Annotated in this window: 11 protein-coding genes; 3 read left to right on the forward strand and 8 right to left on the reverse strand. The window is 61.6% G+C overall.

Annotated features, from left to right (window positions below):
* Nucleotides 1-262 precede the first annotated feature (262 nt).
* Together AB5Y81_RS03575 and AB5Y81_RS03580 are read left to right on the forward strand one after the other, a co-directional pair.
* Nucleotides 263-814: a lipoprotein gene (locus AB5Y81_RS03575; protein WP_279484246.1), complete on the forward strand. Its 552-nt coding sequence runs from the start codon at nt 263-265 to the stop codon at nt 812-814.
* A gap of 145 nt (nt 815-959) precedes the next feature.
* A complete protein-coding gene (locus AB5Y81_RS03580) occupies nt 960-2,960 on the forward strand; it encodes a hypothetical protein (protein ID WP_279484245.1) in 2,001 nt (666 codons plus the stop codon).
* A 77-nt stretch (nt 2,961-3,037) separates the two neighbouring features.
* On the opposite strand, the gene glgC is transcribed toward AB5Y81_RS03580, so the two are convergent.
* The gene (glgC, locus tag AB5Y81_RS03585) at nt 3,038-4,312 is read right to left on the reverse strand and encodes a glucose-1-phosphate adenylyltransferase (RefSeq protein WP_005301813.1); all 1,275 of its coding nucleotides are present in this window, start codon (nt 4,310-4,312) and stop codon (nt 3,038-3,040) included.
* 188 nt (nt 4,313-4,500) lie between these two features.
* On the opposite strand from glgC, the gene AB5Y81_RS03590 reads away from it, so the two are divergent.
* Entirely contained in the window at nt 4,501-6,141 is a 1,641-nt protein-coding gene (locus tag AB5Y81_RS03590) for an EAL domain-containing protein (RefSeq protein ID WP_025201585.1), read from the forward strand.
* Here AB5Y81_RS03590 and AB5Y81_RS03595 read toward each other — a convergent pair.
* The 7 genes from AB5Y81_RS03595 to htpG form a co-directional block, all read right to left on the reverse strand.
* On the reverse strand, nt 6,104-6,598 hold the full coding sequence (locus AB5Y81_RS03595) for a hypothetical protein (protein ID WP_010633746.1): 495 nt from the start codon (nt 6,596-6,598) through the stop codon (nt 6,104-6,106). The genes AB5Y81_RS03590 and AB5Y81_RS03595 overlap by 38 nt on opposite strands.
* A 169-nt stretch (nt 6,599-6,767) precedes the next feature.
* The gene (locus tag AB5Y81_RS03600) at nt 6,768-7,130 is read right to left on the reverse strand and encodes a DUF2750 domain-containing protein (RefSeq protein ID WP_005301823.1); all 363 of its coding nucleotides are present in this window, start codon (nt 7,128-7,130) and stop codon (nt 6,768-6,770) included.
* Between the two features lie 188 nt (nt 7,131-7,318).
* A complete protein-coding gene (locus tag AB5Y81_RS03605; RefSeq protein WP_005301825.1) occupies nt 7,319-8,623 on the reverse strand; it encodes an inosine/guanosine kinase in 1,305 nt (434 codons plus the stop codon).
* Between the two features lie 179 nt (nt 8,624-8,802).
* Nucleotides 8,803-9,195 (reverse strand): MAPEG family protein, encoded by a 393-nt coding sequence (locus tag AB5Y81_RS03610; RefSeq protein WP_005301828.1) that lies wholly within the window; start codon nt 9,193-9,195, stop codon nt 8,803-8,805.
* Nucleotides 9,196-9,268: 73 nt separating this feature from the next.
* Nucleotides 9,269-10,243, reverse strand: coding sequence for a ferrochelatase (hemH, locus tag AB5Y81_RS03615; protein WP_201883716.1), 975 nt, complete (start codon nt 10,241-10,243; stop codon nt 9,269-9,271).
* 114 nt (nt 10,244-10,357) lie between these two features.
* Nucleotides 10,358-11,002, reverse strand: coding sequence for an adenylate kinase (gene adk / locus AB5Y81_RS03620; RefSeq protein WP_005301834.1), 645 nt, complete (start codon nt 11,000-11,002; stop codon nt 10,358-10,360).
* Nucleotides 11,003-11,256: 254 nt separating this feature from the next.
* Nucleotides 11,257-13,170 carry a molecular chaperone HtpG gene (htpG, locus tag AB5Y81_RS03625; RefSeq protein ID WP_279484244.1) on the reverse strand — a complete coding sequence of 638 codons (1,914 nt, stop codon included), beginning with the start codon at nt 13,168-13,170 and terminating at the stop codon, nt 11,257-11,259.
* Nucleotides 13,171-13,342 lie beyond the last annotated feature (172 nt).

Genomic DNA, 13,342 nt, shown 5'->3' on the forward strand with positions numbered 1-13,342 from the left:
TGCGGCGGTAAAATACTCGCTTTGAAATCCCCCGGTCAATGGGATTTTTGTGCCGATAAAACTGGAACTTATCTGTGGATATTGCCCGTCGTGGCCCACCGTGCAGGGCCGACCCCTCTTGCCCGTATGAGCACCGCTGCCAACACCCCATATGAGGCTGCGACAAAAACCGCGGACTCACCGCCCGCGCTGGCAGCGAGCGCCATTTACCCCTAAGATGGCGCCATCTTCATGACCATTGTTTCAACCCACGGGATCCTCGATGTTAAAGCACCTGCTTCTGCTCCCCCTCAGCCTGCTGCTGGCGGCCTGTTCACTCACCCAGTACAACGTCAGCGAAGGGGAGATCAACCAGTACCTCAAAGAGAGGGTCGCCTTCGAAAAACAGCTGGGGATCCCCGGCATCATGTCGAGCAAGATCCGCCTCGATGAGATGCAGAGCCGCATCGGTCGCCGCCAGGCTGACCGGGTCGAGCTGGATGCCGCCGGCGACCTGCAGGTGATGAGCCCGCTCGGCAGCCAGCAGATGAAGATCCGCCTCTCCCTGAGCGCCCGCCCCGACTACGTGGCCGAGCAGGGGGCCATCTATCTGCGCGATCTCGAGCTACTCTCGGTCAAGACAGAGCCGGCCGACGTGGGCACCGCCCTCACCCCGCTGCTGCCCACCTTCAACCAGTCCCTCTCCCTGTTCCTCTCCCAGACCCCCGTCTATCGGCTCGATGGCAGCCGCCAGAACGAAGCGCGGATCAAGGAGAAAGTCGAAGCACTCAAGGTGGAGCCCGGCCGGCTGGTGATCCCCTTCAAGCTGCTCTGACCCCCAACCGCGCCCCTCTTCTCTTCAACCCCAGGGGCGCGGTTTTTTCTTCTCAAGCTCCCCCCTTTGCCTCATAATGCACACCATTCTCATTTAGATTCATGAGAAGCGTCATAATAAAATCAAACATATGGTGAGAAGGGACATGAGAAAAACCGTACTGGTCCAGGCGATCGCCTGCGCGATCCTGAGCGGCGCCGCACACGCCGCCGTCAAGGTAGAAGACAAGACATTCAACACCGCCGCCAACATGCTGGCCTACACCGAATTCGAGCTCTCCGGCGAGCCGCTGGCCGAGGCCCTCGGTCTGGATCTGGATGTGCTGGACGCCAACCGCGCCGACGAGCCGACTCCGTTCGACTTCGCCGCCGGCATCGAATCCTATGAATACTCCGAAGAGGCGATGTACGCCCTCAACTATCAATCCGGCATGGGCCCGCACCTGGTGAACGGGCCGCAAAACCTGGCTCGTGGCGGCACCATGGCCACCCTCGGCCAGCGAGTGCTGGCCATGGCCGATGCGGTCGGTTTCCCGGCCGATGAAGTGCCGCAGGGCATGTATCCCCTCTCCCTGCCCTACGCCTCCGCCAACCCGGAGTTCGCACAAGCCGTCAACGCCACCCCGGTCAACGGCGACCAGATCACCATCAAGACCGCCAAGGGCAACGAGAAGAGCGTCAAGACCCAGGTGCCGGCCTACTTCCGCGACTACGCCACCCTGCGCTGGAGCGGCAGTGACAACCTGCTGGTACCGGCGGCCGTGGGCGGCATCCTGCTCAAGGAAGTGATGTGGTCCCAGGACTTCCTCGGCGGCATGCACGTGGCCGAGACCGATGAAGAGGTGGAAGCCGCGTCCGCCACCATGGATCAGGACGGCAAGCACAAACTGGGCGTCTCTGCCGCCGACGGCTTCAACGGCATGATGCTGACCGAGCAGTCCATCGACAAGCTGGCCATCCTGCAGGGTCAGCTCGGCTTTGACGGCAAGCAGCTGGGCGCCAGGATCACTCCGCAATACGATCCGGCCAAGGGCATCGTCTACTTCCCCCATCAGGTGAAAGTGACCGAGACGGCCAAGAACGAGGTCGGCGCCATCGGCAAGCTCGAGGTGGTTGATGGCTCCGCTCAGCTGCGCGACGCCTGGATGATGCTGTGGCCGCTCTCCGAGTTCTACGCCTTCACCGATCAGCGCAGCGCCAACACCAACCAGAACCCGGCCTTCCACGCCGTGTTTGACGGTGCCCCGTTCGCCGCCGCACCGGCCGCCAACAAGGGCAGCGATGCCGCCAAGCTGGTAGCGGGTGACGATGCCTTCTCCCTGGCGCTGAACCTCTCCGGCATGGTGTTCAAGAACCTCAATGCCCTCCACTTCGAGCCCAAGGCCGGCACCCTGGTGGACAGCTGGCAGGCCGGCAAACAGGCCAAGCACGTCACCACCTTTGACGCCGCCTACAGCCTGGTCGCTCTGCAGATCTTCCAGCGCGCCCAGGATGCACTGCCGGTGGGCTACGCCGCCGGTGACAATGGCGAGCTGAATCTGAAAACCGCCCAGGGCCAGCAGGCACTGGTGCTCATTCGCCAGCAGGCCGACTTCATCCTGGCCAATCTCAAGGGCAAAAATGGGCTGGTGCACGATGGGATCACCCTGGGTGGCAAGCTCGATGCCGGCCAGTCCATCGACGCGCAGTTTGCCACCATCCGCGGCCTGACCGCCGCCTTCCTGGCCACCTCGGATGCCAAGTACCGCACCGCGGCGCGCGAGCTGTTCATCGCCGCCGACAAGGCCTACTTCAACCAGAAGGCCGGTACCTGGCTCGCTGGCAAACAGGGTGAATACACCCCCTGGACCCAGGCCGCCATCTCCGGCGCTCTGCGCTCTGCCATGCTGAACCTGCGCAACGAAGGTAGCGAGAAGGCCCCGGCGCTGGAACTGGCCCAGCTGACCCAGCGCTACGTGAGCTGGTTCCGCGGCACCGTCAACGGCGGCATGCAGATGGCCGAGTGGATCGGCGACTCCGGCGAGAACGTCATCGAAGGGGCCGGTGGTGACACCGACGAAGATGGCGTCCCGCAAGTCACCGCCGCCGGTGGCAAGCACGGCACCGCCATGGTGATGGCCGCCAAGGCGCTGATCACCGAAAAATAATCAGCCACCGGCTGAACAGAAAAAGGGAGCCTTATCGGCTCCCTTTTTAGTTGTGGCGTCTGGCGTTGGCAGCGACATCACCCCAGCTTGGCCAGCATCTCCTTGGTCACCAGCACTATGCCCTGCTCGGAGCGGTAGAAGCGGCGGCTGTCCTCGTCCGCGTTCTCCCCCACCACCAGGCCATCGGGCAACTTGCAGCCCTTGTCCACCACCACCCGCCGCAAGCGGCAGCCGGAACCTATCTCTACCCCGGGGAAGATCACCGCCTGATCCAGGGTGCAGAAGGAGTGCACCCGCACATGGGTGAACAGCACCGAGTTGAGCACGAAGGAGCCGCTGACAATCGACCCCCCCGCAAACATGGAGTTGATGGTCATGCCGTGCTGGCCGTTGCGGTCCTGCACGAACTTGGCTGGCGGCGTCATGGTCTGGCTGGTCCAGATGGGCCAGTTTTCGTCATAGATGTCCAGCTCGGGTACCACGGAGGCGAGATCCATGTTGGCCTCCCAGAACGAATCCAGGGTACCCACATCCCGCCAGTAGGGTTTCAGCCCCTCCTTGGCTCCCACGCAGGACATGGTGAACGGGTGGGCAAAAGCCTTACCCTCCCCCACGATGCGCGGGATCACGTCCATGCCGAAGTCATGCTTGGACTCCTGGTTGTGGATGTCCTCCTCCAGCAGCTGATAGAGGTACTCCGCCTCGAAGATGTAGATGCCCATGGAGGCCAGGGAGACGTGCTCGTTACCCGGCATGGCGGGCGGATTGGCCGGCTTCTCCACGAAGGCGCGGATCTTGCGCTGCTCGTCGATGTCCATCACCCCGAAGGCGGAAGCCTCCGCGCGCGGCACCTCGATGCAGGCCACCGTCACCTTGGCGCCGAGACGCACGTGATCGAGCAGCATGGCGGCGTAGTCCATCTTGTAGATGTGATCCCCCGCCAGCACCACTATGTATTTGGGGCCGTAGTCACGGATGATGTCGACGTTCTGGTAGATGGCATCGGCGGTGCCGCGATACCAGTGCACCTCGTCCACCCGCTGCTGGGCAGGCAGCAGGTCGATGAACTCGTTCATCTGGTAGCGCAGGAAAGACCAGCCCGATTGCAGGTGACGCAGCAGGCTGTGGGACTTGTACTGGGTCACCACCCCCACCCGGCGAATGCCTGAGTTGATGCAGTTGGAGAGCACGAAATCGATGATGCGGAACTTGCCGCCAAAATGGACGGCAGGCTTGGCGCGGTTGTCGGTCAACTGCTTCAGGCGACTGCCCCGTCCCCCCGCGAGCACCAAGGCCATACTCTGGTTCAATAGTTGCCGTGCTTTGGCAGTATTTACGGGTTCTAACAACATAATTACCTCTGCCTTGTTTTGATCCATTCTCGATTCATCTTCGCCTGTTTCCGGCGTCATGAAAGTGGTTTCACTCACATTTAACTGATTTCAATTGGCCCTTTTCCAGGAGTTGAGCGGGATCGCATGCTTTGCGATGCGAGCTTGGTTAGAATTTCAGCATCAACGACATCATCAAGGATGACACCATGTTGAACAAGCTCGGGAGCAACCAGCTGATGGTGATGGCTCTCATCTGTGCTCCCCTGCTGATGCTGCAGGGGCTCTGGCTCGCCTTCGCGAGCACGCCGCTCACCCTGCTGCTCATCCTCGCCACCAGCCTGCTCGGCTTTGGCCTGCTGATCCGGCTGGTGATGAGGCTGCAACAGGCGGATCGGGAGAGACAGGAGCAGGTGTGGTGCCGGGCGCTGCAACTGCGCGATCCCACCTGCCTGGAGACCCCGACAGCCCAGGCCGCCCTGCAGCAACTGCTCGCCCACTTCAACGAAGCCGAGCTCGATGCCCACCGCCAGATCAGCGAACTGCACAATCAGGCGACCCAGGACGAGCTGACCCAGCTGCAAAACCGCCACGCCTTTCGGCGCGACATGACCGAGCTGCTGCAGCGGGATCAGGATACCCAGACCGCCACCCTGGTGCTGGTCCGCGCCACCGAGCTTGGCAAGCTCAACGCCCAGCGCGGCTTTCAGTCGGGGGATGCCTACATCAAGGATATTGCCAATCTCATCAACAAGGTGGTGAGCCGCTTTCCCGGCCATCAGGTCTACCGCATCTCGGGGGCCGATTTCGCGGTGCTGGTACGGCCAGAGGCCAACATACCGCCCCCCCTGCTCGGGCGGGATCTGAAGATCGCCTTCGACCACTATCAGCAGCAGCACGAGCTGGAGAGCGCCGCCTACTCCGGGCTGACCCGGCTCAGCAGCGGCCAGAAGATAGAGGCCATTCTGGCCCGGGCAGATCTGGCGCTGGCCCGTGCCCAAACCGAGACGGTCAATGGCTGGGCCATCCAGCAGGATGACAACGTGGTGGAGCTGCAGGGGCAGCATCACTGGAAGCTGGTACTGACCGAGCTGCTGGAGCAGGAGCGGATCGACTTTACCTATCAGCCGATCCAGCCCATGCACCGCAGCATGCTGGCCTACAACGAGATCTACACCCGTTTCAGCGGTGCCGACGGTACCGTGCTGCCCACCGACACCCTGTTTGCCATGGCCCAGCGGCTGGACATGGTGATGCGGCTGGAGCAGATGCTGGTGATCCACGTCATGCGCCAGTACCGGGCTTTTGGCTCGAATCAGAGTCGCTGGGGCATCAACCTCTCCAGCAATCTGCTGCAAAACAGCGCCTTTCTGATCTGGCTGGACCGACAGCTGCTCAACGATCCCAACACCAGTGCCAACCTGGTGTTCGAGCTGGATGAGGAGCACCTGGAGCGCAACCTGACCGGGGCCAAGCGGGTGTTCGAGCTGCTCAGACGCAACGGCAGCCGCTCCGCCATCTGCAACTTCGGCAAGGGGATCGGCTCGTTCAATCTGTTTCGCGAGCTCAAGCCCGACTACATCAAGCTGGATCCTGCCCTTATCACCGGGCTGGAGCAGGATCTCACCAATCAGCAGTTCGTGCGGATGATCGTCGACGTGTCACACCGGATGGGGTGCCAGGTGATTGCGGAAGGGGTCGAGCAGCTGGGCCAGAAGCAGTTGCTGCAGGGCATGTATGTGGACGGGCTGCAGGGCTATCTCATCGCCAGGCCCCAGCCGCTTCGGCCGGACATCAGCCAGCTCGGGCTCTTTACTGAGGATGCTTCAACTTCAACAGAGTCAGAATGATGTCGTTGAGCTGGCGATAGCGCTCCAGCTCCTTCTGATCGTAGCGGGTCGCCAGGGCGGTGGGATTGTGGCGATTCTTGAGGTAACGGTTGATTTGCAACCGGTTGAAGCCCGCCACCTGATAGACCTGCCCCAACAGGGCATTGAGCTCCTCGTGTTCAAGACCTGCCTTGGCAAGGTAATCCTCCTGGGCCGGGCTCTCCAGCTGGCAGCTCTGCTTGGCGATGCGGCCGGTCTCCTGCAGATAGCTGAGCCACTGCTCCAGATAGAGCGGCTTGCAACCCGCCAGCAAGTTGAAGAAGCCCACCGCATCGCAGCGACAGTCGGTCAGCAGCAGTACCGCCAGTCGATCGTCATCACAGTGAAAGGTGACGGGGCCGCTCTGTCCCCAGTCCAGCGCCTGGACCCGGATCTCGGCCCGCTCCCCCGCAGCGCCGGTGACGTCGAATACAAACATGGCTCCTCCCGCTCGGCAAAAGGTTGATGATGGACCATCCCCCCGACGGGTGCAAAGGCAAATCGCCTTTTCATTCAGTATTCTGCAAGCCGGCCATAAAAAAACCGACATCCATTACGGATATCGGTTCTCGTCACGCGGGCCAAGGCCCGGTTCAATGCAGCCTGGTTCAGGCGTCCAGTTCCACCAGCGCCTTGGCCAGCTCGATGGGTTCTAGCTCCTGCCCTTCCAGATCGGCGTTCCAGTTCGGGCCGACCAGCACGTCGTCTTCGTCCAGATCGTTGATCCAGATGTCGAGGAACTCTTCCAGCTCGATCACTTCCGGCTCGTAGTCGGCCCACTCGTCCACGCAGTGCAGACGGGCGTCCTCTTCGGCGGACCAGAGCGGCATCACGTCCGCATCTTCGAACTCGGCAGAGCGGCAGACCACCCAGTCTTCACCGTAGCGCAGACCCCACACCTGACCCGACTCGCGGACTTCTTCGATGAACAGTTGGAAATTGGCGTCAAGATTGTCAGTTAACTTACTCATGGGGCTCTCTCTTTAATCGGGTGCTGCGGCCACGGCAGTGCCGAGTGGAAATGCGGTGGCCAAATGGTGTCGCAAAAGCGACATGGACTCAAGCATCTTGGGGGTTATCACACAAAAAACTGCCCGATGGCGGGTTTTACCTGACAAAACGCCTCCCGAAGGAGGCGTTTTCAGCGCAGAGGGCGGGATCAACGCTCCCAGTACACCTCTTCCAGGCTGTCTTCCTTCTCCGGCAGACCGCGCGACAGGCGCGGGCTGCTCTGGGCCAGCACCTCGTAGCTCACCCGGTTGGCGTACTTGCACACCTGAGAGAGGGAGGAGTAGGTGAGGAACTCGGCCACGTGCTTGGCGGAGTTGGGCACGGCACTGCGGTGATAGGCGTTGGCCACCATGTCGTGCAGCACGGCAGAGAGCGCCCCGTCCCCTGCCCCGTTGGTGTTCTTGATCTTCTCCGGCCCGCCCATGTAGGGGGAGATGTGGGAGTAGATGCGCTTGGGCACGCGGCAGCCACTGCGGGTCATCGGGCGGCTGAACTCGTACATGTTGAACTCGGGGATGACGCCGGGCAGCAGCGGCAGGGTGGTTTCGCGCTTGAAGTCATCTTCGGTGTAGGCGGCCATGTAGAGCCCCACCGGACCTGCGGTGCAGAGCACCATGTCGGCCCAGTCCAGCGCCTTGTCGGCGGCGGCCAGCGGATCGGAGAAACCGGTCAGGGCCTCGCCCTCTTCCTCGTTCATGGCGAGCACGGTGACGTTCTCGCTGATGAAATCGCGCCACCACTGGGGGTCGGACTCGATGACGAAGCGAGTACCCAGGGTCAGCACCACAGGCACGCCGGCCTCGCGGGCATAGCGCACCGCAGCCATGGCCGCGTCTTTCATCGGAGTGCCATCTTCACCGCGCACCAGGTAGGCGGTGATGACCAGGGCGGAGGACTCCTTGATGATCTCCTCGGGGATGTGGGCCACATCCAGATGGTCCATCTTGCCGGCGTTGATGCCAAAGCTGCGTTCGCCCCCTTCGGTGATGAAGGTGAAGCAGCGGCCGACCGGGCCGTCTACCGGCTGCAGGTAGTCCAGGTTGACCCGCGACGAGGTGTTGCACAGATAGCGGTAGGCGTAGCTGCCGATGCGGATGTCCTGGCTCATGACGCCGAGCAGAATGGAGTGGGAGTCCGCCAGTACCGAGTAGTTGTGCATGGTGTTGCCGATGGTGCCGCCGGCAAATTCGCTCACCACCATGTTGTTGCTCTTGAGCTCGTCGTAGATCTGCTCCGCCACCTCGTCGGAGATGAGCATGGAGTGGCCGCGGCTCAGGCCGTAACGCTCGAGAAACGCCAGGTCAACGTGCGCTTCGATGTCGACCAGCGTCTGGTCAATCCCGACCACATAGGCCTTGCCCCGCTCCGAGAGCTCCGCACTCTGGGAGATGAGGGGATCACGACGATCCACTGGAAAGTAGTGTTTGGACTTGCGCTGACCGGGAAATTTCATGGCAATGTTCTTGTGCTCTGGGGGAAAGAGGGGCGGGATTTTAACACAATCCGCCGCGCCGAAAAGTCGCCTGATTAAAATATGAAGTCAGTATAGACAAGGGTTGCAGAGGAAAACGTTTACCAAAACCCATCAAAAAAACCACCTCGCGAGGAGGTGGTTTTGGGGGCGGACAAGACTCAGCCGGCGGCGAGTCCGCTGGCCAGCGCCAGCACCGAGAAGAGCCCGAGCGAGAGCCAGAAGAAGAGGGTGCCGAAGAGGCGCGGCATGTTCGGCGCCTTGGGGATCTGGATGCCGATGGCGTGCAGGATGCGCCCCACCAGCAACAGCACGCCGCCAAGGTGCAGCCAGAAGGCACCGACTCCCGCCAGCTCGCACAGCGCCATCAGCAGCAGGGTGAGCGGCACGTACTCGGCGAAGTTGCCGTGGGCCCGGATGGCGGCGCGCATCTCCGGCGCCTCCCCTTCCCCTATCATCACCTTGAACTGGGCGCGGCGCTTGACCACCCAGAAGGAGAGCAGCAGAAACAGCAGCCCCAAGAGGCCGGCGTAAATCAGGGTGATATGCATCATGATGACGCTCCTTCTCCTTGGATAACGAACAAAACACGGCCCGCTCCGGGGTACGGCACGGGCGGCGTGTCGATCAGGCCAGCTCGCGGCAGATCAGCGACACCATCATGCGGATGTGGGCCTGATCGCTGTTGAGGGCTGGAATGTATTCAAACTGCTCGCCACCGGCGGCCATGAAGATCTCCCGGTTCTGCACCTGGATCTCCTCCAGGGTTTCGAGGCAGTCGGCGGCAAAGGCCGGGCAGATCACGTCAAGCCGCTTGATCCCGGTGGCCGGCAGGCCGCCGATGGTCACGTCGGTGTAGGGCTTGAGCCACTCCTCCTTGCCAAAGCGGGACTGGAAGCTGGCGGTCCACTGGCTGGCCTCCAGCCCGAGCGCCTCGGCCAGCAGGGCGGCGGTGCGCCGGCACTGCTGACCATAGGGATCCCCTTCCCGCTCGTAGCGCTCGGGAATGCCGTGGAACGACATCAGCAGGTGCTCGCCCTGGCCGTGCTGCTCCCAGTGGCGGCGCACGCTCATGGCCAGCGCCTGGATATATTCAGGGTGAGCATGGTAATCACGAATGAGCCGCACCACCGGCAGGTTGCGCTCTTTTTTCATCGCCTTGGCCCAGCCATCGAACACCGAGGCGGTCGTACTGACCGAATACTGGGGATAGAGCGGCAGCAGGATCACCCGGTTGACCCCCTTGGCCTTGAGCGCCTGCCAACCCTCCTCCAGCGAAGGGGAGCCGTAGGTCATGGCCAGCTCCACCGGCACCTCGACCCCTTCGCGCCTGAGCTCCTGCTCCAGCGCCGCGCGCTGCTGCTGGCTTATCACCATCAGCGGCGAGCCCTGCTCGGTCCACACCTGCTGATAGAGCTTGGCCACCTTGGGGGAGCGGGTCGGCAGGATGATGAAGTGGAGCAGCGGGCACCAGAGGTAGCGCGGCAGGTCGACGACCCGCTGATCGTGCAGAAACTGGCTGAGAAACGCCTTGACGGCGGCCGTGGTGGGCGCGGCTGGGGTACCCAGATTGACCAGCAAGATCCCGGTTTTCGTGGTCACGTTTGCTTCCTGTCTTTCTGTTGTTATGTCTTATATGCAAGAAAGGGCCCTGTCGGGCCCTTGTCTCAATGGCGCATTGCCGCTGGCCCCTGGGGGACGATGGCAATGGCGGGCTTAGCCCAGGATGGTCGCCAGCTGCTTGCTGACCAGTTCCACCGGCTGGGTGCCATCAATCTTGACGTAACGGGTGTTGCCCGCTTCCGCTTCCTTGCCGTAGAAGCCGATGAGCGGTGCGGTCTGCTGATGGTACACATCCAGACGCTTGCGCACTGTGGTCTCTTCGTCGTCGGCACGGATCACCAGATCTTCACCGGTCACGTCGTCCTTGCCTTCCACTTTCGGCGGGTTGAACACCACGTGGTAGGTACGGCCGGAGCCGGAGTGTACGCGACGACCGCTCATGCGCTTGACGATCTCTTCGTCAGGCACGTCGAATTCCAGTACGAAGTCCACGGCAACACCAGCGTCCTTCATGGCTTGCGCCTGGGGAATGGTGCGCGGGAAACCGTCCAGCAGGAAGCCGTTGGCGCAATCCGGTTGGGCAATACGCTCTTTGACCAGGCCGATGATGATGTCGTCAGAGACGAGCTGACCTGCGTCCATCACGGCTTTGGCCTTGAGGCCCAGCTCGGTGCCCGCCTTGATCGCGGCACGCAGCATGTCGCCGGTGGAGATCTGCGGAATACCGTGTTTTTCCATGATGAACTGAGCCTGAGTACCCTTGCCGGCACCCGGAGCCCCCAACAGAACAATGCGCATACACGCTCCTATTGATTGGTTATTCAATTCTTGAGAAGGCAAAAAACTACACGGTTTCGCTCATTTCCACAAGCTTGGCCCGTGTGAGTGACTTATTTTTCACCATTTTCCCGTCACGGCAATACGACCATTGGCGCAGATCCGTTTACGAAAAATGAGTGAAAATGCAGCAGCGCTGCACGCAACTGGCGCCCGCCCCAAACGGGGCAGGCGCCAGAAAAGAAAGAGCCCACTGCACGCAGTGGGCCCAAACATCATGCCTGGAGTAACAGACGGTTGATACGGGAGACGAAGCTCGCCGGATCATTGAGCCCGCCCTGCTCGGCCAGCTGAGCCTGTTCGTGCAAGAGGGTGACCCACTCGCCGAACAGCGCTTCATCCTGAATGGTGTCGAGCTTCTTCACCAGAGCGTGGTCGGGGTTCAGTTCCAGAATGTACTTCTGCTCCGGCACCGGCTGACCGGCGGCGCGCATCAGCTTGATCATCTGGGTGCTCATGCCGTGGGCATCGGTGACGATGCAAGACGGCGAGTCGGTCAGACGGTGGGTGACGCGCACCTCTTTTACCGCATCCCCGAGGCTCTGCTTGACCCGCTCCACCAGACCGGCGTTGGCCTTCTCGGCCTCTTCCTGTGCCTGTTTGGAGGCTTCGTCTTCCAGATCGCCGAGATCCAGCTCGCCACGGGTGACGGAGACCAGCTGCTTGCCGTCGAACTCGGTCAGGTGGCTCATCAGCCACTCGTCGACCCGCTCCCACATCAGCAGCACTTCGACGCCCTTCTTGCGGAAGATCTCGAGGTGCGGGCTGTTTTTGGCGGCAGCGTAGGAGTCGGCGGTGATGTAGTAAATCTTCTCCTGGCCTTCCTTCATGCGGCCAACGTAATCCTCCAGCGACACGGTCTGGGCTTCGCCCTCGCCGGCAGTGCTGGCAAAGCGCAGCAGTTTAGCGATCTCTTCGCGGTTGGCGTAATCCTCGGCCGGGCCTTCTTTCAGCACATTGCCGAACTCGCTCCAGAACTTGGCGTACTTCTCGGCATCGTCCTTGGCCAGCTTGGCCAGCATGGTCAGCACTCGCTTGGAGCAGGCCTTGCGCAGGGAGACGGTCACCTTGTTGTCTTGCAGGATCTCGCGGCTCACGTTGAGCGGCAGATCGTTGGAGTCCAGCACCCCTTTGACGAAGCGCAGGTAGGTCGGCATGAACTGCTCGGCGTCGTCCATGATGAAGACGCGCTGTACGTAGAGCTTGAGGCCGTGCTTCTGCTCCCGGTTGTAGAGGTCAAACGGTGCGCGGGCCGGCACGTAGAGCAGGCTGGTGTACTCCTGCGCCCCTTCCACCCGGTTGTGACCCCACAAGAGCGGATCTTCGAAGTCGTGGGCGACGTGCTTGTAGAACTCCTGATACTCCTCGTCCTTGATGTCCTTCGGGTTGCGGGTCCACAGCGCAGTGGCGCGGTTGACCTGCTCCCACTCGCCCGGGGTGCCGACGATGGTTTCACCGTCTTCTTCCCGATCCGGGGTACCCTCTTTGAACATCTCTACCGGCACGCTGATGTGGTCGGAATATTTGCTGACCACGGAGCGCAGACGCCAGTCGTCGAGGAACTCGTCCTCTTCGGCACGCAGGTGCAAGATGACATCAGTACCGCGACCCTCTTTGGTCACGTCGGCCACGGTGAAGGAGCCTTCGCCTTCCGATTCCCACTGCACGCCCTGCTCCGGAGCGGTACCGGCGGCGCGGGAGACCACGGTCACCTTGTCGGCGACGATGAAGGCGGAGTAGAAGCCCACCCCGAACTGACCGATCAGCTGGGAGTCGCGGCCCTGATCACCGGAGAGGTTCTTGAAGAACTCGGCGGTGCCGGATTTCGCGATGGTGCCCAGGTGCTCGATCACCTGATCCCGGGTCATACCGATCCCGTTATCGGAGATGGTCAGGGTCCGTTTTTCTTTATCAACCACCAGGCGAACGCGCAACTGGCCGTCGTTTTCGAACAAAGAGGCATCGGAAAGCGCCTTGAAGCGCAGCTTGTCCGCCGCATCGGAGGCGTTGGAGATCAGCTCGCGCAGGAATACTTCTTTGTTGGAATAGAGGCTGTGGGCCATCAGGCTCAGCAGTTGTTTGACTTCAGTCTGAAACCCGTGGGTTTCGGCATGAACGCTTTGGGTCATCGACACTATCCTCAGGCGATTCGGGTTGAACATATTCCCGATCCAAGATGGGGCCGGCGATCGCCATTTCAAGGGGACAAATGCAACGAGCGGTGCGAATGGCGATTTTTGCGTCAATCGAGGCTGTGACCCTATCCTGCGCAAATAAAAAACCCGCCGGGGCGGGTTCTGG

The organism is Aeromonas sp. s2, assembly GCF_040907935.1.
Lineage (GTDB): Bacteria > Pseudomonadota > Gammaproteobacteria > Enterobacterales > Aeromonadaceae > Aeromonas > Aeromonas dhakensis.

Coding starts and splice junctions, on each gene's coding strand:
- glgC (WP_005301813.1), bottom strand. CDS start 4,312: ATGTTGTTAGAACCCGTAAATACTGCCAAAGCACGGCAACTATTGAAC.
- AB5Y81_RS03605 (WP_005301825.1), bottom strand. CDS start 8,623: ATGAAATTTCCCGGTCAGCGCAAGTCCAAACACTACTTTCCAGTGGAT.
- AB5Y81_RS03575 (WP_279484246.1), top strand. CDS start 263: ATGTTAAAGCACCTGCTTCTGCTCCCCCTCAGCCTGCTGCTGGCGGCC.
- htpG (WP_279484244.1), bottom strand. CDS start 13,170: ATGACCCAAAGCGTTCATGCCGAAACCCACGGGTTTCAGACTGAAGTC.
- AB5Y81_RS03610 (WP_005301828.1), bottom strand. CDS start 9,195: ATGATGCATATCACCCTGATTTACGCCGGCCTCTTGGGGCTGCTGTTT.
- AB5Y81_RS03595 (WP_010633746.1), bottom strand. CDS start 6,598: ATGTTTGTATTCGACGTCACCGGCGCTGCGGGGGAGCGGGCCGAGATC.
- AB5Y81_RS03590 (WP_025201585.1), top strand. CDS start 4,501: ATGTTGAACAAGCTCGGGAGCAACCAGCTGATGGTGATGGCTCTCATC.
- AB5Y81_RS03580 (WP_279484245.1), top strand. CDS start 960: ATGAGAAAAACCGTACTGGTCCAGGCGATCGCCTGCGCGATCCTGAGC.
- adk (WP_005301834.1), bottom strand. CDS start 11,002: ATGCGCATTGTTCTGTTGGGGGCTCCGGGTGCCGGCAAGGGTACTCAG.
- AB5Y81_RS03600 (WP_005301823.1), bottom strand. CDS start 7,130: ATGAGTAAGTTAACTGACAATCTTGACGCCAATTTCCAACTGTTCATC.